We start from the raw sequence: 19,808 nt of genomic DNA, 5'->3' as shown, positions 1-19,808 counted from the left end.
GCCACCATGGCGCATGTAGCCTTCACTCATGATCGAAACGACCGACTCGCTGCGCGACTGTCTCGCGCCAGCGAAACTCAATCTCTTCCTGCACATCACCGGCCGTCGGCTGGATGGTTATCACACATTGCAAACGGTCTTCCAGTTGCTCGACTGGGGCGACACGCTGCACTTCACGCGACGCGACGACGGTCTCATCACGCGCCGCACCGAAATCGCCGCCGTTCCACCCGAGCATGACCTGACCGTACGTGCCGCGACGTTGCTGAAGTCGCATACGGGCTCTCGCGAAGGCGTCGATATCGAAATCGACAAGCGCCTGCCGATGGGCGCTGGCCTTGGCGGCGGCAGTTCCGACGCGGCGACGACGCTGCTCGCGCTCAATCGCCTGTGGAAGCTCGATCTGCCACGTCAGGAGTTGCAGGAACTTGCGTTGAAGCTCGGCGCGGACGTGCCTTTCTTTGTATTTGGAAAAAATGCGTTCGCAGAGGGTGTCGGAGAATCATTAGACGTTGTACAATTGCCGCCGCGTCACTTTCTGGTAGTGACACCGAGGGTGCAGGTTCCAACTGCAGCGATTTTTTCCGAAAAAGCGTTGACAAGAGATACAAAGCCTCTCATAATTACGGACTTTCCTGCAGAACACAGCTGCAACACTGAGTGGCCAGAAAGCTTCGGCCGGAATGACATGCAGCAGGTTGTGGTAGGAAAGTACGCGGAAGTAGCGCAAGTGTTGCGGTGGTTTGAGAACGTCGCACCAGCGCGGATGTCCGGATCGGGTGCCAGTGTTTTTGCAGCGTTCCGTAGCAAAGCTGAAGCAGTAGCGGCGCAAGCCAAACTGCCCGGCGAATGGAATAGCGCAGTAGCAGCGGGCTTGGATCAGCATCCACTCTTTGCTTTCGCGTCATAAGTTTTGCATCGTCGAACGCAACTCCACGTTCGGCGGAGCTCAAAGTTAGTGTAGGGGAGTCGCCAAGCTGGTTAAGGCACCGGATTTTGATTCCGGCATGCAAAGGTTCGAATCCTTTCTCCCCTGCCAAAAATTCTCGTAGTTCGCTGTAGTTCGCCGCAGTAATTCACATTCTCCCGCCCCAGCCTGAAGTAGGTGCATGATGAGCAGCCATGACGGCCTGATGGTTTTTACTGGCAACGCAAATCCCGCGCTTGCACAGGAAGTCGTCAAAAACCTCGGTATTCCCCTCGGCAAAGCAATGGTTAGCCGTTTCTCCGACGGTGAAATCCAGGTCGAGATTCAGGAAAACGTGCGCGGCAAGGATGTCTTCGTCCTGCAATCCACGTGCGCGCCGACTAACGACAATCTGATGGAACTGATGATCATGGTCGATGCGCTCAAGCGCGCATCCGCAGGCCGGATCACCGCAGCCATCCCCTACTTCGGTTATGCCCGTCAAGATCGTCGCCCGCGTTCGGCGCGCGTCGCCATCTCGGCGAAGGTCGTGGCGAACATGCTGGAAATCGCCGGCGTCGAGCGGATCATCACGATGGATCTGCACGCCGACCAGATTCAAGGCTTCTTCGACATCCCGGTCGACAACATCTACGCAACGCCCGTGCTGCTCGGCGATCTGCGCAAGCAGAACTACGACAACCTGATGGTCGTTTCGCCGGACGTCGGCGGTGTGGTCCGCGCCCGTGCGTTGGCGAAGCAACTCAATTGCGATCTCGCGATTATCGACAAGCGTCGTCCGAAGGCGAACGTCGCCGAAGTGATGAACATCATCGGTGAAGTCGAAGGCCGCACCTGCGTGATCATGGACGACATGGTCGACACCGCAGGCACGCTGTGCAAGGCCGCGCAGGTACTGAAGGAACGCGGCGCGAAGCAGGTGTTCGCGTACGCCACCCACCCGGTTCTGTCGGGCGGCGCGGGCGAACGTATCGCCGCCTCCGCACTCGACGAACTCGTAGTCACGGACACGATCCCGCTCGGCGAAGAAGCCCGTTCGTGCGCGAAGATCCGTTCGCTGACGAGCGCCGGTTTGCTGGCCGAAACGTTCTCGCGCATCCGCCGCGGCGATTCGGTGATGTCGCTGTTCGCTGAAAGTTAAGCATTTGCGAAGACGCCGCGTACCGCTTCATGCGACACGCGGCGTTTTCGCACAATCGGCATGAACGAACGAAGGTTCTTGCCGCTTTCCTGGGCCTCAGCCAATACGGCTTCGAGGCCCTGTTTTTACTGCCTGGTCGCGGGCAGTGCATTGGAGATTCAACATGAAAGTAGTCGCTTTCGAGCGTTCCCAGCAAGGTACGGGTGCGAGCCGCCGCCTGCGTAACTCGGGCAAGACTCCGGGTATCGTTTATGGCGCTGGTGCTGACACGCAACTGATCGAACTCGATCACAACGCCCTGTGGCACGCGCTGAAGAAAGAAGTTTTCCACTCGTCGATCCTCGACCTGGAAGTGGCAGGCAAGTCGCAACAGGTTCTGCTGCGCGACGTGCAATACCATCCGTTCCGTCAGCTCGTGCTGCACGTGGACTTCCAGCGCGTCGACGCGTCGAAGAAGCTGCACACCAAGGTGCCGCTGCACTTCCTGAACCAGGAAACCAACCCGGCAGTGAAGCTGTCGAGCGCGGTGATCTCGCACGTCATCAACGAAATCGAAATCGAGTGCCTTCCGTCGGCACTGCCGGAATTCATCGAAGTTGACCTCGCGAAGATCGAAGCAGGTCAATCGGTTCACGCGAAGGACATCCCGCTGCCGGCAGGTGTGGCGCTCGTCGCCCACGTCGACGCGGAAAACCCGGTGGTCGCTGCTGCAACGATCCCGGCTGGCGCAATCGCTGAAGACGCTGCTGCTGCTGAAGGCGGCGAAACGCCGGCTGCTTAAGAGCCTTTCGGTTCGAAGCAAGCAATCCTCTCGATCCGTTTCGGATGAAACGGTCGATGTGACCCGCCGAGGTTCGCCCTGGCGGGTTTTTTTTCGGCTTTTTAGTCCGGTGCGTTTCGCTTCCGGACCTGGTGGACTCACGCAATCATGATCAAGCTGATCGTCGGGCTCGGCAATCCGGGCGCCGAATACACCGCGACGCGTCACAACGCCGGCTTCTGGCTGGTCGATCAACTCGCGCGCGAGGCAGGCACGACGCTGCGCGACGAGCGGCGCTTTCATGGCTTTTACGCGAAGGCGCGGCTGCATGGCGAGGAAGTTCATCTGCTTCAGCCGCAGACCTATATGAACCGCTCCGGTCAATCGGTTGTCGCGCTCGCGCAATTCTTCAAGATTCTTCCCGACGAGATCCTCGTCGCGCACGACGAGCTCGACATGCCGCCCGGCAGCGTCAAGCTGAAGCTCGGCGGCGGCAGCGGCGGGCATAATGGCCTGAAGGACATCAGCGCGCATCTGTCGTCGCAGCAATACTGGCGGCTGCGGATCGGCATCGGTCATCCGCGCGATCTGATTCACGAAAGCGCGCGCGCCGGCGTGAAGCCCGACGTCGCGAACTATGTGCTGAAGCCGCCACGGCGAGAAGAGCAAGAGGTCATCGACGCGTCGATCGAGCGCGCGCTCGCGGTGATGCCGCAGATCATCAAGGGCGAGCTCGAACGCGCAATGATGCAACTGCATCGCAACAACAGCTGACGCGCGCCACATCCATCGAAACCCGCAATCGACCCCGTGAGGAGAATCGCTTGAGCCGCTACTGGAGCGACATCGTTCACCGTCTGACGCCTTACGTGCCGGGCGAGCAGCCCGCGCTCGCGCATCCGGTGAAGCTGAACACCAATGAGAATCCGTATCCGCCGTCGCCGCGCGTGCTCGACGCGATCCGCCGCGAGCTTGGCGACACGGCCGACGCACTGCGCCGCTATCCCGATCCGAGCGCACGCAAGCTCCGCGAAACGGTCGCCGCGTATCACGGCATCCTCGCCGATCAGGTATTCGCGGGCAACGGCTCGGACGAAGTGCTCGCGCTAACATTCCAGGCCTTGCTGAAGCACGACAAGCCGCTGCTGTTTCCCGACATCACCTACAGCTTCTATCCGACCTACGCGAAGCTGTTCGAGGTCGACTACCGTACCGTCCCGCTCGACGAGAGCTTCGCAATCAACGTCGACGACTACGCGGTGCCCAATGGCGCAATCCTGTTTCCGAATCCGAACGCGCCGACCGGCCGGCCGTTGCCGCTGGCGGAAATCGAACGCCTCGTCGCGAGCCATCCTGATTCGGTCGTGGTGATCGACGAAGCCTATGTCGACTTCGGCGCCGAGTCGGCGATTGCGCTGATCGACCGCTATCCGAATCTGCTTGTCGTGCAGACCGTGTCGAAGTCACGTTCGCTCGCCGGCATGCGCGTCGGCTTTGCGTTCGGCGATGCGGCGCTGATCGATGCGCTCAATCGCGTGAAGGACAGCTTCAATTCGTACCCGCTCGACCGTCTCGCGCAAGCCGCGGCCACCGCCGCGTACGAAGACGACGCCTGGTTTCGCGAATGCTGCGCGAAGGTGATCGCGAGCCGTGAACGGCTCGCGGCGGAATTGACCGCGCTCGGCTTCGAGGTGGTGCCGTCGGCCGCGAATCTGCTGTTCGCGCGGCATCAAGGGTACGACGCGGCGACGCTCGCGTCGCGGCTGCGGGAAAAGGAAATTTTCGTGCGGCATTTCAACGCACCGCGGATTGACCAGCATCTGCGGATCTCCGTCGGCACCGACACCGAATGCGACGTCCTGCTCGACGCGTTGCGCGGTATTTTCAGCGCTTACGTCGGATAACGGAAACGCCTCCGCAAAAAAAACCGGCGAAGGCCCGCTGGCCTTCGCCGTTTCGTTTTGCGCGTCCCCCGCGAACGTCAGGTGCCTTTGGCGGCCTGCAACGCGTGGTATTTCGCCATCAAACCTTCGCGCGTTTCCGGGTGGTTCGGGTCACGCGGAATGCACTCGACCGGGCACACCTGAATGCACTGCGGCTCGTCGAAATGACCGACGCACTCGGTGCACTTCTTCGGATCGATCACGTAGATTTCCGGACCCATCGAAATCGCGTCGTTCGGGCACTCGGGCTCGCAGACGTCGCAATTGATGCACTCGTCGGTAATCATCAGGGCCATGCTGCCACCAACTTTGCTAGATAAAACAATACATTATAGCTTTTCCGCCCCCGCACGGTCGTGCAATCCCGCGCGAGGATCATGGACTGCCGCGCTTCTCGGTCAGGTCGGCTTCGTTGCTAACTGATTGGCGTATGCGCTGTTCAACGCCAACTGGATGCTGAACATGCCATTCGACATGCGTGAATTGCCGGGCTGTTTCGGCAACAAGGCCAGCAATCCCTTCATCACATACAGCATGATCAGCGCGCCGGTCAGATCGCCCACGAACATCGTGAAGAAGCTCTCGAACCAGTTCTTCGTCGTGCCGGTCAGCGCGAACCACAGGTGATGAAACAGCGGATTTACCACCGAATAGGCGACAGCCAGAACAAGAAGCCGCTTCGGCGTCAGGTTCATCAACGATGCGCGCAGATCGTAATACTCGAGCGCAATTCGGTACACCAGATACGGTGCCAAAGACCCAAGCAAAGCGCCGGCTGTTGCACGCACCGGATCATGCGGAAACCAGTACAGAAAGTCGGTAACCAGTCCGGCAAGCAGCAGGCCGATTGCACCATCGAATCCAAGCAGCAACGTGCTCAGTAGCCGAACACCAGAAGGCAGAAAAACCCAGTTGACTCCTCGCACGAACGACGTGTGCGCAAACACCTCCTGATTGATCCACAGCGACACCAGAAACGCGACCACGGTCCCAGCGATCGACCAAAAATGCAAACGTAAGCTAGACATTGCGGTTAGCCATCCTCGGTTGCCTTTGTGGAATGCATCATAGCGTGCATGTATGGCGTTCCGCGAGGACAAGCAGCAGGCTTCCGGTTCGAGCCATCGCGACGCTCCCGGAAAAATTTCGTGGGACCCTCAAGTTCGGCGCAACGCGACCGAAAACCCATCTATAGCTTTATGCCGGGCTCGACGAGAATATAGAGCCACGCCCATATTGATATGTTTTTTATAGCAATGAACCTGAGAGAACAGGCGGGAACGGAACGCGCTAACCGGCCGAACCGGTGGGCATCGGCACGCCGACCAGTGGGCTGCGCGCCTGCTCCATGGCTCGCGTGCTATTCCGTCTTTCAAGATGCGTTGCGCGGCAGCGAAACGACGTTGGGGGCGCTTCCTGACTTCGTCAGCCGCGCTGCGTTGGAAAGACTGGGGGACTCCAACTATTCGCGTGTGCCCAGTTCAGCACTCGATGAAATCCGTGCCTCTTACCTGGAGCTTCGCAGCACACGCGTAGCGGAAGAAGTGCGTCGATACTTGTCCGACACCGAGGACAGTCTGCCGGCGTCACGCGAATCGTCGGACGCTCTTGAAATCCTGGCGGCGGGAACGCCGCGGATACTGGTTCCGCCCGTCGCTCGCCCTCCGTGTCTGCTGAGTTCTGGCGAAGGAATATTCCTCGGGGGCTGGGCGCGGTTTGTTGCGTACTGGTGCCGGAAAGACCCAACGATTCCGCTACTCGCGGTCGATTGGCCGATCCTCTACGAGCACGTAGCGCCGTACGGCCTTCGTCACCTGATCGACGACCATCGTGTTATACGGACTCCGTAGAGCTGCGATTCGAGCGTAGTTCCATCGCGTCCCTGCAGTTCCCTTAACGGCCGCCAAAGCTGGACATGGAGATAAAATAAGGAAGCCCGTTTGCCGCTGGGCAGCATCAAGGTTCGCTTTCCGCGCTCGGGTGAGCGGCGTTTTCATTGGAGCGATGGTCATGACCCGCCCTGCTGATATCTATCTTCGATTTCTTCAATTGACCGAAGCACTGCGAGGTCTTCCCTCACTTCCCGCGCTCGATCCGCTCGAAGAAAAGATCCTGGAGTTCGTTGCTCGCATGAGGCAAAAAAACGAACGCCTGTCAGTTCGAGACATGATGGCCCAAAGTGCGCTTGGGTCTCCGGCCACCTTGCATGCCCGCATCACGTCAATGCGCGAAAAGGGCTGGCTCCTGCTCAACGACACCGAAGATGCTCGCCGCAAACAGGTCGAGCTCACACCCGCGGCGCTCCGACACTTCGACAAACTGGCCGAGGCGTTCACCAAGGCCGCGAAGGGTAGCTGACATTGCGCTGCGTCGGTTAAGTGATCCGCCAAAACCGGCCGTTCGCGCGATTCAGGCTCACGTCCCCTGCGCGCCGCCCTGTGGGTCCAGCGAAGCGACCTTCTCCTTCAGCCATTTTTCGACCGACGGGAACACGAACTTGCTGACGTCGCCGCCCAACTGCGCGATCTCGCGCACGATCGTGCCCGAGATGAACTGATACTGATCGGATGGCGTCATGAACATTGTCTCGACGTCGGGCAGCAGATAGCGGTTCATGCCCGCCATCTGGAACTCGTACTCGAAGTCCGACACCGCGCGCAGACCCCTGACGATCACTCGCGCGTTGTTGGTCCGCACGAAGTCCTTCAGCAGTCCCTTGAAGCTCATCACCTGGACGTTTGGGTAGTGGCCGAGCACCTCATGCGCAATTGCGAGGCGCTCCTGGAGAGTGAAAAACGGCTTCTTGGCACGGCTGTCGGCGACACCCACCACCAGCGTATCGAAGATGCTCGACGCGCGCCGAACGAGGTCTTCGTGACCGCGCGTCAGCGGGTCGAACGTGCCCGGGTACACGGCGACTACCATGAGACTTCTCCTCTTTTCAGACAAAAGGGCACGTCCAAGCGACGTATTTCGCACCGGCGCGGATGACGATAAACCGCCCGGCCCTTTTTTGGAACGCGCATTATTCCTTATTTTCGCGCTGCAGCAAATGAAAGTGCACTGCGCCCGCCTTGCCCTGCCGCACGACCTCCCAGCCCGCGAGCGGCTCATGTGCGGTCGGTTCGAGCGCTTCGCCGGCCTCGACATAAAGATAACCGTCGGCGCGCACGAGCGGCACGGCCACCGCGAGCGCCTTGCCGAGCAGATCGGCATCGAACGGCGGATCGAGGAACACGACGTCGAACGAGCCTGGCGCGAGACTCGCCGCAAGACGCAGGCCGTCCGCCTCGGCGATTTCGATCATGCGTGCATCGAGCCGCTGCTGGTTCGCGCGCAACTGGCCGGCAGCGCGCGCATGACGCTCCACCATCAGCACGCGCGCCGCGCCACGCGACGCGGCCTCGAAGCCGAGCGCGCCGCTACCGGCGAACAGATCGAGGCAGTGCTGGCCGTCCAGGCGCTGGCCGAGCCAGTTGAACAGCGTTTCGCGGACGCGGTCGGGCGTCGGGCGCAAGCCGTCCAGATCGAGCACGGGCAGCGGCGTGCGTTTCCAGTCGCCGCCGATGATGCGAATGGCATGCGGCTTACCGCCTTTGGACGAAGCGCCAGCGGCGCGTGAAGGTGCTAAACGAGGCATGCAGTATCGTGCAGTTTCAGCTAGGTGGTGAATACGCCCGCGACGCCGATGCGCGCGGGGCCGGAGCGCCCACGTTACCACAGGGGCAGCGCGCGTCCAGCCTGCCCGGGCGGCCACTACGACGCACCGCGGCACGCCTGATAAAATGTGCGGCTGCCAGCGCCCCGCCTTTTCGCATCCCGGCGCTGCCCACCGCTTCGCCGGTCCCGTGCCGGCTGCGCGCATCGGCGCGCTCTCCCATACGTCAGATCATGTTCAGCTTTTTCAAACGATTCAAGGGTTCGAAAGAGTCCGATACCGCCGCAGACGAATCGCTGGCGGCGCAAGACGGCGCGACGCCTGAGGCCGAGGCCGTCGAGCCGGTTGCGCCCGCCGAACCCGTCGCGCCTGCCGCGCCCCCCGTTCCCCCTCTGGCCACGACCATCATCGAGCCGCAGCCCGAGCCGCAAGACACCGGGCTCGACAGCGTCGAAATCGTTCCGCCGCCCGTGCAGGACGCCGGCGCGAAGCGCTCGTGGCTCACACGCCTGAAGAGCGGCCTGGCGAAAACCAGTTCGAACCTGACCGGCATTTTCGTCGGCACGAAGATCGACGAGGACCTGTACGAGGAACTCGAAACCGCGCTGCTGATGTCGGACGCCGGCGTCGAGGCGACCGAATTCCTGCTCGAATCGCTGCGCGAGAAAGTGCGCAGCGAACGCCTGACGGACCCGCAGCAGGTGAAGATCGCGCTGCGCACGCTGCTCGTCGAGTTGCTGAAGCCGCTCGAAAAATCGTTGATGCTCGGCCGCGCGCAGCCGCTCGTGATGATGATCGCCGGCGTTAACGGCGCGGGCAAAACCACCAGCATCGGCAAGCTCGCGAAGCATCTGCAGAGCTTTCACCAGTCGGTGCTGCTCGCCGCCGGCGATACGTTCCGCGCCGCCGCGCGCGAGCAGCTCGCCGTCTGGGGCCAGCGCAACAATGTGACCGTGGTCGCGCAGGAAAGCGGCGATCCGGCCGCGGTGATCTTCGACGCGGTCGGCGCCGCACGCGCGCGCAAGATCGACGTGATGATGGCCGACACGGCCGGCCGCCTGCCCACGCAGCTGCATCTGATGGAAGAGCTGCGCAAAGTGAAGCGCGTGATCGGCAAGGCGCAGGACGGCGCGCCGCACGAAGTGCTGCTCGTGATCGATGCCAACACGGGACAGAACGCGCTTACGCAGGTCAAGGCGTTCGACGACGCGCTCGGCCTCACCGGCCTGATCGTCACCAAGCTCGACGGCACCGCGAAGGGCGGCATTCTCGCGGCGATCGCGCGGCAGCGCCCGATTCCGGTGTATTTCATCGGCGTCGGCGAAAAGGTCGAGGATCTGCAGCCGTTCAGCGCAGAGGAGTTTTCGGACGCGCTGCTGGGCGGCTAATCGCGTGATCGCTGCGGCGCTCGCCGCTTGAGGCGCGCAAAAGGAAAAGGGCACTCCGCGGAGTGCCCTTTTTCGTTTCAAGCCGTCGTCAACACTTCAAGCGATCCTGTGCTCACTCCGCGTCCGGCTGCGCACCCGGCGCCGCGCGCGCGAACGCATCGAGTTGCATCGCGTAGTCGCAGATGCGCTGGATCGTCGGAAACTTTGCGGTGTCGACCTTGAAGCGCTGTGCGTTGAAAACCTGCGGAATCAGGCACGCATCGGCGAGCGTAGGTGTGTCGCCGAAACACAGTTTGCCGGTGCGCGCGTCGCCGGCGAGATGCGTCTCCAGCGTCGTGAAACCCGCGTCGATCCAGTGCCGGTACCACGCGTCCTTCGCGTCGTCGTCGACTCGCAGCGTGTGCTTCAGATAGCGCAGCACGCGCAGATTGTTCAGCGGATGAATCTCGCACGCGACCTGCAACGCCAACGAGCGCACATAAGCGCGATCGAGCGGCGCCTTCGGCAGCAGCGGCGGCTCCGGATGCGTCTCCTCGAGATACTCGATGATCGCGAGCGACTGCGGCAGCAAATGACTGCCGTCGGCGAGCGTCGGCACGATACCGTCCGGGTTGATCTTGCGATACTCGGGCTTCAGCTGCTCGCCGCCTTCGCGCACGAGGTGCACGGGCACATAGTCGTACGACAGGTTCTTCACGTTCAGCGCAATGCGCACGCGATACGACGCCGAGCTACGGAAATAGCTGTAGAGCTTCATGTTGTCTGCCTCCTCCAACTGCTCGCAAGCCGTCTCAGACGACGCGTACGCTGAACTCGCCGAGTCCCTCCACGCCGCCCTTCATCAGGTCACCCTTCACGACCGCGCCGACGCCTTCCGGCGTGCCGGTGAAAATCAGGTCGCCGGGCCGCAGTTCGAACAGCGTCGACAGATACGCGATCGTCTCCGCGACCGACCAGATCAGCTGCGACACGTCCGCGCGCTGCTTGTCCTCGCCGTTTACCGACAGCCAGATCGCGCCCTTGCCGATGTGACCAACTGCTGAAGCCGGATGAATCGGGCCGAGCGGCGCCGAGTGATCGAAGCCCTTGGCGGTGTCCCACGGACGCCCCATTTTCTTCGCTTCGCCTTGCAGGTCGCGACGCGTCATGTCGAGACCGAGCGCGTAGCCGTAGACGTGGTCGAGCGCGCGCTCGACGGGGATGTCTTTGCCGCCCTCGCCGATCGCCGCGACCATTTCCATTTCGAAATTGACGTTCTTCGTCTGCGACGGATACGGAAATTCGCCGGTCGTGCCCGGTGCGACGTAGACGACCGCATCGGCCGGCTTCGAGAAGAAGAACGGCGGTTCGCGGTCCGGGTCGTGGCCCATTTCACGCGCATGCGCTTCGTAGTTGCGCCCCACGCAGTAGATGCGGCGCACCGCGAACTGCTCGCTCGACCCCACGACCGGCACCGCGACCTGCGGTGCGGGTGCAAACACGTAACTCATCCCGTTCTCCGTTTTTCGATGGGCGCCGCCGAGGCGGCGAGAAACATCGAGTTTAACGCGCGGCACGGCGCGGGTGCATGTCCGGCGGGTCGTCGCGCGTCACCACGTGCCTGCTTCGCCGCTATTCGCCCGCTCGCCATAGATGCGATACTCACACCGAATAGCTCCCCGAATGCCGTGGCCGACGCCCAGGCGCGGCGCGCCACCCGCCTCTTGCGCATGATGACCGACTCGACCAATACCACCTCTCCTTTCCCCTGCGCCCGCTTCATCAAGGAAATCGGCCGCGGCCCGAACGGCGCCCGCGCGCTGACTGGCGACGACACCCGCGCGCTCTACACCGCGATGCTCGACGGCCGCGTCGACGATCTCGAACTCGGCGCGGTGCTGCTCGCGTATCGCGTGAAAGGCGAAACCGCCGACGAACTCGCCGCGATGCTGGCTGCCGCGCATACGTCGTTCGAGCCGGTGCGGCTGCCGCACGGCGCGTTTCGGCCGGTATCGATTCCGTCGTACAACGGCGCGCGCAAGCAGCCGAACCTCGTGCCGCTGCTCGCGCTGCTGCTCGCACGCGAAGGGGTGCCGGTGCTCGTGCATGGCGTCACCGAAGATCCGGGCCGCGTGACGAGCGCGGAAATCTTCACGCAGCTGCGCATCGCCCAGGCGCAGTCGCACGCGCAGATCGAAGCGGGTCTCGCCGAGCGTCGCGTCGCGTTCGCGTCGATCGACGTACTCGCGCCCAAGCTCGCTCGCCTGCTCGCGCTGCGCCGGCGCATGGGCGTGCGCAACTCGACGCATACGCTCGTGAAGCTGCTGCAGCCTTTCGCGCCCGCGGGGCTGCGGCTCGTGAATTACACGCATCCGCCATATCGCGACAGTCTCACGCAGCTGTTCATCACGCATCCCGATGCTGCCGTCGGCGGTGCGCTGCTCGCGCGCGGAACCGAAGGCGAGGCGGTCGCCGATACGCGCCGCCAGGTGCAAGTCGACTGGCTGCATGACGGCATCTGCGAGACGCGGCTGCCGCACGAGCGCTCGTCGCCCGATGCGCCCGAAGTCGAACTGCCCGAAGCGCGCGACGCGGCGACCACGGCCGCCTGGATCGACGCCGTGCTGCGCGGCGAAGCGCCGGTGCCGGGCGCGATCGAGCGGCAAGTCGAACTGATCGCCGACATCGCGAAGACGGCGGCCTGACGGTCGCGGGTTGACAGGCCGGCGCCCGCCGTCATACATTTGGCCCCATGCGTTCCCTCCCCAACACCCTCCGAATTATCTCCGGCCGCCTAGCGCGGCCCCTATCGCTACGCCTGGCGTAAGTCACGCGTAGCGCCGCGCGCTGGCAGCTCCGGTTGCCGTCGGCGGTCCTCCCGGTAGTTCCCGCAGTTTCGCTTCACCCCCGTCGTAGTTCTCCACAACCTGTCGTCGTTTGTATTCGTCCGTTTACCGCGCGGACGAAGCGAGAGGATCAAATGCACGTTGCCTGGGGCATCCGCATCGTGCATGCGTGACAGTCGGCCAACAGCTCGACGTCAGCACCCTTCGCCGGCGACACCACGAATGAGGCACCTCACCATGTTGCGCAATCCCGCCGAAAAGTACCGCCCCTTTCCCGCCGTGTGCCTGACCGGACGCAAATGGCCGAGTCGCACGATCGACGCCGCGCCCGTCTGGATGAGCACCGACCTGCGCGACGGCAACCAGGCGCTGATCGAACCGATGAACGCCGCGCAGAAGCTCGAATACTTCGAGATGCTGGTCGCGATCGGATTCAAGGAAATCGAAGTTGGCTTTCCGTCGGCGTCGCAGACTGATTTCGACTTCGTGCGCAAGCTGATCGACGAGCGGCGCATTCCCGACGATGTCACGATCGAAGTCTTCGTGCCGTCGCGCGCGGAGCTGATCGCACGCACGTTCGACGCGCTCGAAGGCGCGCCGCGCGCGATCGTGCATCTGTACAACGCGATCTGTCCGTCGTTCCGGCGCATCGTGTTTCAGCAGTCGAAGGACGAGATCAAGGCGCTCGCCGTCGAAGGTACGCGCGTCATCAAGGAATATGCGCAGGCGCGGCCGGGTACGCGTTGGACCTTCCAGTACTCGCCCGAGACCTTCAACACGACCGAGTTGCCATTCGCACGCGAGGTGTGCGACGCGGTCGCGCAAACGTGGCAGCCGACGCGCAATCACAAGATGATCGTCAATCTGCCGGCGAGCGTCGAAGCGGCCACGCCGAACGTGTTCGCCGACCAGATCGAATGGATGCACCGCAACCTCGGCTACCGCGACAGCATCGTGCTGTCGGTGCATCCGCACAACGATCGCGGCACCGCCGTCGCTGCGGCGCAGCTCGCGCTGATGGCGGGGGCGGATCGCATCGAAGGCTGTCTGTTCGGCAATGGCGAACGTACCGGCAACGTCGATCTCGTCACGCTCGCGATGAATCTCGACGCGATGGGTATCGACATCGGTTTGGATTTCTCGGATCTCGCGGCGATCCGGCGCGTGGCGGAGCGCTGCACTCGGCTTCCGGTGGCCGCGCGGCATCCGTATGCGGGAGAAGTGGCGATGCGTGGCACGCGCGCGGCGCGCGACGCGGATGCCGACGGGGATCAATGCGGCGCGAGCAGCCGCGATAGAGCTGAAGATTGCGTGACCGCGTGAATCTGGCTTGAGCCTCGACCCTGCTGCAATGGAGTGCGCACCCCGCATTCCGCTGCCGCCACGGACGCGCTCACGAGGCGCGTCCGCGCGATGAAATCTCACTCCAGCGCGCAACGCGTCGCCTGCCATGCGATCAGCCGCCACTGCCCGTCTTCGTGCGTGTGAATCGCGGTATACGCAATCGGGAACAGCAGCGCGCCGTTGTTCGCTTCCATCTCGATCAGCGCGCGGCCCGTAACCACATAGGTTTCGCGCCCGGCCGGCAAGACTTCCTGCGACTGCACCTCGATCTGCCGATAACGACGGCGCCCCGCGGTGATCCCGTCGATGAACTGTCGCTTCGTTTCGCGCTTGCCGTTCGTGTGGACGTAGCTCACGTTGTCCGCGAGCAGCGTGTCGAGCGACTGCCCATCGCCGTCGACCATCGCGCGAAATCGCTCTCGCTCGAGCCCGCGAATCGCTTCGATCATCTTTGCCGCCATTGCAGAGCCCCTCGAACACCGCGAGCCGCAAGGGGCCACGGTCAGAAGTGATATTGCAAATATAGCTGGCTGAAATTTATACCAGGATTCGGCTCTTTGATACCGCCATTGGAAACATGCTGGAAGCGATAGCCTGCGACATACTGCTGATGAGCGCCGAACTGCAGACCGACGCCCGCCATCTCGGCGAACTGGAACGCGGTGCCCAACGTGAAGTCGGAAGAAATGCGCGGGCTGGTCAGCAACCCGACACCGGCACCCACCTCGACGAAAGGCCGCACCAAGCCCGACGACTTGATGAAGCGAATCACCGGCGTCACGCCGATCTCGCCGATGTCGTCGTGAACGTTTCCTTCATTGGTGTGCCACCACGCGACGTGCGCCTCGCCGATCAACGCGAAATGCCAGTCGCCGATCTGCCACCAGGTGAGGTTCGGGTCCCAGACCACGCCGAGATCGAGCCTCTTCACGTGATGATCGCCGACGCCGGCAGCCACCTGCACGCCGAACTGGTCAGCCTGGGACGCGCCCGCCGCACCCAATAGGAGAACGGCCAACGCGCTTTTTAGAGTAAGTCCACGGACCACAAGATTCTTGTTGTTCATCCGGCCCCCATACAGCGGTTATTAGTCGAGCGCCCCCTTTATTCTAAGCATGAATTCCGGAGCAAGTATCTTCCCGATAATGCGTCCGAGCAGCAATTATTCTCTTTAAAACAGGCTGTTGTCAGTCAATCGTAAGTCTGCAACCGCCCCGAACGGTGATTTGTACAGGCTCAGCGCACGAGCCAAATAGAGCGTATGATGGCTATTAGAAATCGAGATTCAATAGGATTTTGAGGAACTTGGATACCCCTGCGACCTCTAAGTATTAGCACTCGGCAGATCTGAGTGCTAACATCCATCGCTGGAGTCGTTTACTGAGTACGCTATTGTCTGATTCCAAAGGAGCTTCACACGTGAGCCATGCAATGACCCTTCCGAGTACTTTGAGCCCGTCGTCGGCTAAGGCCGCTCCGGCAGGTGCACTGGCGCTCTCGCATTCCTCGCTGCTGTCCGGTCAACTGGGCAACATCGACGCCTACATTCAGGCGGTCAACCGGATTCCGATGCTGACGCCGGCGGAAGAACGCAAGTTCGCCACCGAATTGCGCGAACACGACAATCTGGAGGCCGCGCGCCGCCTGGTGCTGTCGCACCTGCGACTCGTCGTGTCGATCGCGCGTAATTACCTCGGTTACGGGTTGCCGCACGCCGACCTGATCCAGGAAGGCAACATCGGCCTGATGAAAGCGGTCAAGCGCTTCGATCCCGAGCAAAACGTGCGCCTCGTGTCGTACGCGATGCACTGGATCAAGGCCGAGATCCACGAATACATCCTGCGCAACTGGCGCATGGTGAAGGTCGCCACCACGAAGGCGCAGCGCAAGCTGTTCTTCAACCTGCGCAGCCACAAGCAGGGCCTCGGCGCGTTCACCCCTGACGAGATCGAGGGTCTCGCGAAGGAACTGAACGTGAAGCGCGAAGAGGTCGCGGAGATGGAAACGCGTCTGTCGGGCGGCGATATCGCGCTCGAAGGTCAGGTCGAAGACGGTGAAGAGTCGTACGCGCCGATCGCCTATCTGGCCGACTCGCATAGCGAGCCGACCGCCGTGCTGGCTTCGCGTCAGCGTGACCGGCTGCAAAGCGACGGCATCGCAAGCGCGCTCGACGCGCTCGATCCGCGCAGCCGCCGCATCATCGAAGCGCGCTGGCTGAAGGTGGCCGACGACGGCTCGGGCGGCTCCACGTTGCATGAGCTGGCCGACGAGTTCGGCGTGTCGGCCGAACGTATCCGTCAAATCGAAGCCAGCGCGATGAAGAAAATGCGCGGCGCACTGACCGAATACGCGTAAAAGCATCGAAGCCATGCGCGCGTCAATTGTGTCCCGGCCACGACATGGGTAAAAGCGACACACGGTAGCTGGTCGCGTACCATTTAGCGACCACCGCGCTCAAGCCCCGCCCTCGCATGACGGCGGGGCTTTTTCATTCCTGTCGTCCATTCGTGCGTCCCCCGGCCGGCGTGCATCCGCGGAGGCCAATTCCCAAGCCCGCCTGTCGAGGCCGGTAAGCCTTTCTTGACGTATCGCAAGTCCGGTAGCAATACTGGACAGACGCGGCAAGTTTCGCGACGTGATGCCGCATGGCTAACCCTGAGCGCGCGAGGTTCCCCCTCCTACAATCGGCATGCATTCGCCAGACTGCCTGACGGCCAGGGCGGTCTGGATCCAGCCGGACTCACCGGCGTGAAGTCGTCTTCGACCGATCATGACCATAGCCCTCAATCGCAGCAGCACTGTCCGGTCACGCGTGCGCGGCCGGTTCATCAGGTGGGTGCGCGGTCCAACGCTGGCGCGCGATATCGCCATCATCCTCGCCATCAAGTTCGCTCTGCTGATGGCGCTCAAGTTCACGTTCTTCAATCATCCACAGGCGGAGCACATGATGCTGCCGCCTCAGCAGGTCGCGCAGGCGCTGCTGTCGGTGCCCGCCCCGCATCCGTCCCAAGGTGATCAACATGCCCGTTAGCGAAGTCGTAGAACTGTCGCGGCTCCAGTTCGCCATCACGGCGCTTTATCACTTTCTGTTCGTGCCGCTCACGCTCGGCCTCGCCTGGTTGCTCGTCATCATGGAGTCGGTCTACGTGATGACCGGCAAGCAGATCTACAAGGACATGACGCAGTTCTGGGGCAAGCTGTTCGGCATCAACTTTGCAATGGGCGTCGCGACCGGCCTCACGCTCGAGTTTCAGTTCGGCACCAACTGGGCTTATTACTCGCATTACGTCGGCGATATTTTCGGCGTGCCGCTCGCCGTCGAAGGACTGATGGCGTTCTTCCTCGAATCGACGTTCGTCGGTCTGTTCTTCTTCGGCTGGAACAGATTGTCAAAAGTGCAGCATCTGATCGTCACGTTTTGTGTCGCGCTCGGTTCGAACCTGTCGGCGCTGTGGATTCTGGTCGCCAACGGCTGGATGAACAATCCGGTCGGCGCGAGGTTCAACTACCAGACGATGCGCATGGAGCTCGACAGCATCGGCTCGGTGATCTTCAACCCGGTCGCACAGGTGAAGTTCGTGCACACGGTGTCGGCAGGTTACGTGACCGCGGCGATGTTCGTGCTCGGCGTGTCGTCGTGGTACCTGTTGAAACGCCGCGACACCGAGTTCGCGCTGCGCTCGTTCGCGATCGCCGCCGGTTTCGGCCTCGCGTCGGCGCTGTGCGTGATCGTGCTCGGCGACGAATCCGGCTATCGGACCGGCGAAGTCCAGCAGGTCAAGCTCGCCGCGATCGAGTCCGAATGGGAGACCGCGCCCGCGCCGGCACCGTTCACCATATTTGGCATCCCCAATCAGAAAGAGCAGCGCACCGACTACGCGATCCGCGTGCCGTACGCGCTCGGTATCATCGCGACGCGCTCGCTAAGCGAACCCGTGGTCGGCCTGCGCGACCTGATCGCCGAAAACGAAGGGCGCATCAAGAACGGCATGCTCGCCTTCTCGGCGCTGCAGAAGTTGAAAGGCGGCGACTCGAGCGACGAAGCGCACGCCGCGTTCGACAAGTACAAGGACGATCTCGGCTACGGCCTGCTGCTCAAGCAGTTCACGCCGAACGTCACCGACGCGACGCCCGACCAGATCGCGGCCGCGGCAAAAAGCACGATTCCGCCGGTGCTGCCGCTGTTCTTCTCGTTCCGCATGATGGTCGGCCTCGGCCTGCTGTTCCTCGCGACCTTCGTGCTCGCGTTCTGGTTCTGCGCGCAGCGCACGCTGCTGCTCGAAAAGCGCCGCTGGTTCCTGCGCTGGGCGGTCATCGCGATTCCGCTGCCATGGCTCGCCGCCGAGCTCGGCTGGATCGTCGCTGAAATGGGGCGCCAGCCGTGGAGCATCGCGGGGATTCTGCCGACCAACCTGGCCGCATCGACACTGACGCCGCGCGATCTGTATCTGAGCATCGGCGGCTTCGTGCTGTTCTACACGGGGCTATTCGTCATCGAGATCATGCTGATGTTCAAGTACGCGCGGCTCGGCCCTTCGTCGCTGCATACGGGCCGCTATCACCACGAGATCGAACAGCAGGTGACGCAGCCGCTGTCGAACACGGCCGTGTGACGCGCCGCCAACCGCTTCAGAGGAATAAGCCATATGGACTACGCAGCCCTCAAACTGATCTGGTGGGTATTGATCGGTGTACTGCTGATCGGCTTCGCGCTCACCGACGGCTTCGACATGGGCGCGGCGATGCTGCTGCCGTTCATAGCCAAAACGGACTCCGAGCGGCGCATCGTCGTGAACACGGTCGGCGCGACGTGGGAAGGCAACCAGGTCTGGTTCGTGACCGCAGGCGGCGCGATGTTCGCGGCGTGGCCGCTCGCCTATGCGGCATCGTTCTCGGGCTTCTACTTCGCGATGCTGCTGGTGCTGTTCGCGCTGTTCTTCCGCCCGGTCGGCTTCGACTATCGCGGCAAGCGCGAAGATCCGCGCTGGCGCAACGCGTGGGACTGGGGTCTCTTCATCGGCGGCTTCGTGCCGGCGCTGGTGTTCGGCATCGCGTTCGGCAATCTGCTGCAAGGCGTGCCGTTCTCGTTCGATACCGATCTGCGCGTCACCTATCACGGCAGCTTCTTCGGCCTGCTCAATCCGTTCGCGTTGCTGACGGGTCTCGTCAGCGTGTCGATGCTGGCCGCGCACGGCGCCTCGTTCGTCAAGTGGAAGACCGATGGCGTGGTCCACGAGCGCGCGTCGAAGGCGCTGCGGCTCGCGGCGCTGTGCGCGGTGGTGTTGTTTCTCATCGCGGGTGCGTTCGTCGCGACGATGATCGGCGGCTATCAGATCGTCGACATGCCGCCGCTCGACGCCGTCTCCAATCCGTTGATGAAGACCGTGATCGGCGCGCCGGGTTTGTGGCTGAACAACTACGCGCTCTATCCGTGGATGGCGATCGCGCCGCTCGCGGGTTTTGTCGGCGGGGTGCTCGCGGTGCTGCTCGCACGCTCGCGCTTCGAGGCGACGGCGTTCCTGTCGACCTCGCTGATGGTCGTCGGCGTGATCCTGACCGCGGGCTTCTCGATGTTTCCGTTCATCATGCCTTCGTCACTCGACGGCCGCAGCAGCCTGACCATGTGGGATGCGACGTCGAGCCAGATGACGCTCGAGATCATGCTGTTCGCGGTGATCCTGTTCCTGCCGATCATCCTGCTCTATACGGGCTGGGTGTATCGCGTGATGCGCGGCAAGGTGACCGCCGCGGCGATCAAGGAAAACCATCATTCGATGTATTGAGCGGCACGATGCATCAACCGCAAACCGGAAACAGGAGT

Annotated in this window: 20 protein-coding genes, 1 tRNA gene and 1 pseudogene; 14 read left to right on the top strand and 8 right to left on the bottom strand. The window is 62.4% G+C overall.

Features of this window, described 5'->3' with window-relative positions; genetic code table 11:
- Window positions 1-28: 28 nt before the first annotated feature.
- The 6 genes from ispE (at window position 29) to hisC (ending at window position 4,733) form a co-directional block, all read left to right on the top strand.
- On the top strand, window positions 29-910 hold the full coding sequence (ispE, locus tag GCT19_RS10390; protein ID WP_152851813.1) for a 4-(cytidine 5'-diphospho)-2-C-methyl-D-erythritol kinase: 882 nt from the start codon (window positions 29-31) through the stop codon (window positions 908-910).
- Window positions 911-962: 52 nt separating this feature from the next.
- Window positions 963-1,039: transfer RNA gene (locus GCT19_RS10385), tRNA-Gln, on the top strand.
- 73 nt (window positions 1,040-1,112) lie between these two features.
- A complete protein-coding gene (locus tag GCT19_RS10380; protein WP_008921698.1) occupies window positions 1,113-2,069 on the top strand; it encodes a ribose-phosphate pyrophosphokinase in 957 nt (318 codons plus the stop codon).
- A 163-nt stretch (window positions 2,070-2,232) separates the two neighbouring features.
- Window positions 2,233-2,850 (top strand): 50S ribosomal protein L25/general stress protein Ctc, encoded by a 618-nt coding sequence (locus tag GCT19_RS10375; protein ID WP_013088318.1) that lies wholly within the window; start codon window positions 2,233-2,235, stop codon window positions 2,848-2,850.
- A gap of 147 nt (window positions 2,851-2,997) precedes the next feature.
- Window positions 2,998-3,603: an aminoacyl-tRNA hydrolase gene (gene pth, locus GCT19_RS10370; protein WP_152851812.1), complete on the top strand. Its 606-nt coding sequence runs from the start codon at window positions 2,998-3,000 to the stop codon at window positions 3,601-3,603.
- Window positions 3,604-3,653: 50 nt separating this feature from the next.
- Complete coding sequence (hisC, locus tag GCT19_RS10365) at window positions 3,654-4,733, top strand: histidinol-phosphate transaminase (protein ID WP_018434691.1); 1,080 nt, start codon at window positions 3,654-3,656, stop codon at window positions 4,731-4,733.
- A gap of 77 nt (window positions 4,734-4,810) precedes the next feature.
- On the opposite strand, the gene GCT19_RS10360 is transcribed toward hisC, so the two are convergent.
- Window positions 4,811-5,068: a YfhL family 4Fe-4S dicluster ferredoxin gene (locus GCT19_RS10360; protein ID WP_013088315.1), complete on the bottom strand. Its 258-nt coding sequence runs from the start codon at window positions 5,066-5,068 to the stop codon at window positions 4,811-4,813.
- Window positions 5,069-5,170: 102 nt separating this feature from the next.
- Entirely contained in the window at window positions 5,171-5,800 is a 630-nt protein-coding gene (locus tag GCT19_RS10355) for a hypothetical protein (RefSeq protein WP_152851867.1), read from the bottom strand.
- A gap of 982 nt (window positions 5,801-6,782) precedes the next feature.
- On the opposite strand from GCT19_RS10355, the gene GCT19_RS10350 reads away from it, so the two are divergent.
- Window positions 6,783-7,130 carry a transcriptional regulator gene (locus GCT19_RS10350; RefSeq protein WP_026228530.1) on the top strand — a complete coding sequence of 116 codons (348 nt, stop codon included), beginning with the start codon at window positions 6,783-6,785 and terminating at the stop codon, window positions 7,128-7,130.
- A 57-nt stretch (window positions 7,131-7,187) separates the two neighbouring features.
- Here the strand turns inward: GCT19_RS10350 and coaD are convergent, their stop codons facing one another.
- Together coaD and rsmD are read right to left on the bottom strand one after the other, a co-directional pair.
- Window positions 7,188-7,697 carry a pantetheine-phosphate adenylyltransferase gene (coaD, locus tag GCT19_RS10345; RefSeq protein WP_013088311.1) on the bottom strand — a complete coding sequence of 170 codons (510 nt, stop codon included), beginning with the start codon at window positions 7,695-7,697 and terminating at the stop codon, window positions 7,188-7,190.
- A 100-nt stretch (window positions 7,698-7,797) separates the two neighbouring features.
- On the bottom strand, window positions 7,798-8,412 hold the full coding sequence (rsmD, locus tag GCT19_RS10340) for a 16S rRNA (guanine(966)-N(2))-methyltransferase RsmD (RefSeq protein WP_152851811.1): 615 nt from the start codon (window positions 8,410-8,412) through the stop codon (window positions 7,798-7,800).
- Window positions 8,413-8,663: 251 nt separating this feature from the next.
- Between rsmD and ftsY the strand changes: the two genes are divergently transcribed.
- Window positions 8,664-9,818, top strand: a complete 1,155-nt coding sequence (gene ftsY, locus GCT19_RS10335; protein WP_152851810.1) for a signal recognition particle-docking protein FtsY — start codon at window positions 8,664-8,666, stop codon at window positions 9,816-9,818.
- Between the two features lie 112 nt (window positions 9,819-9,930).
- Here the strand turns inward: ftsY and maiA are convergent, their stop codons facing one another.
- Both maiA and GCT19_RS10325 read right to left on the bottom strand, forming a co-directional pair.
- The gene (gene maiA / locus GCT19_RS10330; RefSeq protein ID WP_013088308.1) at window positions 9,931-10,575 is read right to left on the bottom strand and encodes a maleylacetoacetate isomerase; all 645 of its coding nucleotides are present in this window, start codon (window positions 10,573-10,575) and stop codon (window positions 9,931-9,933) included.
- A gap of 34 nt (window positions 10,576-10,609) precedes the next feature.
- Window positions 10,610-11,308 (bottom strand): fumarylacetoacetate hydrolase family protein, encoded by a 699-nt coding sequence (locus tag GCT19_RS10325; protein WP_018434697.1) that lies wholly within the window; start codon window positions 11,306-11,308, stop codon window positions 10,610-10,612.
- A gap of 222 nt (window positions 11,309-11,530) precedes the next feature.
- Here GCT19_RS10325 and ybiB point away from each other — a divergent pair, with 222 nt between their 5' ends.
- Both ybiB and GCT19_RS10315 read left to right on the top strand, forming a co-directional pair.
- Window positions 11,531-12,502, top strand: a complete 972-nt coding sequence (ybiB, locus tag GCT19_RS10320) for a DNA-binding protein YbiB (RefSeq protein WP_026228531.1) — start codon at window positions 11,531-11,533, stop codon at window positions 12,500-12,502.
- 378 nt (window positions 12,503-12,880) lie between these two features.
- A pseudogene (locus GCT19_RS10315) lies at window positions 12,881-13,867 on the top strand (2-isopropylmalate synthase); the annotation flags it as partial.
- Window positions 13,868-14,064: 197 nt separating this feature from the next.
- Here GCT19_RS10315 and GCT19_RS10310 read toward each other — a convergent pair.
- Both GCT19_RS10310 and GCT19_RS10305 read right to left on the bottom strand, forming a co-directional pair.
- Complete coding sequence (locus tag GCT19_RS10310) at window positions 14,065-14,448, bottom strand: nuclear transport factor 2 family protein (protein ID WP_013088304.1); 384 nt, start codon at window positions 14,446-14,448, stop codon at window positions 14,065-14,067.
- A gap of 41 nt (window positions 14,449-14,489) precedes the next feature.
- A complete protein-coding gene (locus GCT19_RS10305) occupies window positions 14,490-15,053 on the bottom strand; it encodes an acyloxyacyl hydrolase (protein ID WP_152851807.1) in 564 nt (187 codons plus the stop codon).
- 353 nt (window positions 15,054-15,406) lie between these two features.
- On the opposite strand from GCT19_RS10305, the gene rpoH reads away from it, so the two are divergent.
- The 4 genes from rpoH to cydB all read left to right on the top strand — a co-directional run bounded on the left by rpoH (window position 15,407) and on the right by cydB (window position 19,770).
- The gene (gene rpoH, locus GCT19_RS10300) at window positions 15,407-16,342 is read left to right on the top strand and encodes an RNA polymerase sigma factor RpoH (RefSeq protein WP_026228533.1); all 936 of its coding nucleotides are present in this window, start codon (window positions 15,407-15,409) and stop codon (window positions 16,340-16,342) included.
- A gap of 415 nt (window positions 16,343-16,757) precedes the next feature.
- On the top strand, window positions 16,758-17,018 hold the full coding sequence (gene cydP / locus GCT19_RS10295; RefSeq protein WP_026228534.1) for a cytochrome oxidase putative small subunit CydP: 261 nt from the start codon (window positions 16,758-16,760) through the stop codon (window positions 17,016-17,018).
- Entirely contained in the window at window positions 17,008-18,600 is a 1,593-nt protein-coding gene (locus GCT19_RS10290; RefSeq protein WP_018434703.1) for a cytochrome ubiquinol oxidase subunit I, read from the top strand. The genes cydP and GCT19_RS10290 overlap by 11 nt, the downstream gene beginning before the upstream one ends.
- A 33-nt stretch (window positions 18,601-18,633) precedes the next feature.
- Window positions 18,634-19,770, top strand: a complete 1,137-nt coding sequence (gene cydB, locus GCT19_RS10285) for a cytochrome d ubiquinol oxidase subunit II (RefSeq protein ID WP_152851806.1) — start codon at window positions 18,634-18,636, stop codon at window positions 19,768-19,770.
- Window positions 19,771-19,808 lie beyond the last annotated feature (38 nt).

Origin of the sequence: Paraburkholderia atlantica (genome assembly GCF_009362785.1) — a bacterium.
GTDB lineage: Bacteria > Pseudomonadota > Gammaproteobacteria > Burkholderiales > Burkholderiaceae > Paraburkholderia > Paraburkholderia atlantica.
This window is presented reverse-complemented; position numbering and strand designations above follow the sequence as displayed.

What these genes read in the sequence shown, in the direction of transcription:
- cydP (WP_026228534.1), top strand. Translation starts at nt 16,758, where the DNA reads ATGACCATAGCCCTCAATCGCAGCAGCACTGTCCGGTCACGCGTGCGC.
- GCT19_RS10310 (WP_013088304.1), bottom strand. Translation starts at nt 14,448, where the DNA reads ATGGCGGCAAAGATGATCGAAGCGATTCGCGGGCTCGAGCGAGAGCGA.
- ybiB (WP_026228531.1), top strand. Translation starts at nt 11,531, where the DNA reads ATGACCGACTCGACCAATACCACCTCTCCTTTCCCCTGCGCCCGCTTC.
- GCT19_RS10325 (WP_018434697.1), bottom strand. Translation starts at nt 11,308, where the DNA reads ATGAGTTACGTGTTTGCACCCGCACCGCAGGTCGCGGTGCCGGTCGTG.
- maiA (WP_013088308.1), bottom strand. Translation starts at nt 10,575, where the DNA reads ATGAAGCTCTACAGCTATTTCCGTAGCTCGGCGTCGTATCGCGTGCGC.
- ispE (WP_152851813.1), top strand. Translation starts at nt 29, where the DNA reads ATGATCGAAACGACCGACTCGCTGCGCGACTGTCTCGCGCCAGCGAAA.
- ftsY (WP_152851810.1), top strand. Translation starts at nt 8,664, where the DNA reads ATGTTCAGCTTTTTCAAACGATTCAAGGGTTCGAAAGAGTCCGATACC.
- GCT19_RS10360 (WP_013088315.1), bottom strand. Translation starts at nt 5,068, where the DNA reads ATGGCCCTGATGATTACCGACGAGTGCATCAATTGCGACGTCTGCGAG.
- pth (WP_152851812.1), top strand. Translation starts at nt 2,998, where the DNA reads ATGATCAAGCTGATCGTCGGGCTCGGCAATCCGGGCGCCGAATACACC.
- GCT19_RS10290 (WP_018434703.1), top strand. Translation starts at nt 17,008, where the DNA reads ATGCCCGTTAGCGAAGTCGTAGAACTGTCGCGGCTCCAGTTCGCCATC.
- GCT19_RS10305 (WP_152851807.1), bottom strand. Translation starts at nt 15,053, where the DNA reads ATGAACAACAAGAATCTTGTGGTCCGTGGACTTACTCTAAAAAGCGCG.
- GCT19_RS10355 (WP_152851867.1), bottom strand. Translation starts at nt 5,800, where the DNA reads ATGTCTAGCTTACGTTTGCATTTTTGGTCGATCGCTGGGACCGTGGTC.
- GCT19_RS10380 (WP_008921698.1), top strand. Translation starts at nt 1,113, where the DNA reads ATGAGCAGCCATGACGGCCTGATGGTTTTTACTGGCAACGCAAATCCC.
- GCT19_RS10350 (WP_026228530.1), top strand. Translation starts at nt 6,783, where the DNA reads ATGACCCGCCCTGCTGATATCTATCTTCGATTTCTTCAATTGACCGAA.
- GCT19_RS10375 (WP_013088318.1), top strand. Translation starts at nt 2,233, where the DNA reads ATGAAAGTAGTCGCTTTCGAGCGTTCCCAGCAAGGTACGGGTGCGAGC.
- cydB (WP_152851806.1), top strand. Translation starts at nt 18,634, where the DNA reads ATGGACTACGCAGCCCTCAAACTGATCTGGTGGGTATTGATCGGTGTA.
- coaD (WP_013088311.1), bottom strand. Translation starts at nt 7,697, where the DNA reads ATGGTAGTCGCCGTGTACCCGGGCACGTTCGACCCGCTGACGCGCGGT.
- rsmD (WP_152851811.1), bottom strand. Translation starts at nt 8,412, where the DNA reads ATGCCTCGTTTAGCACCTTCACGCGCCGCTGGCGCTTCGTCCAAAGGC.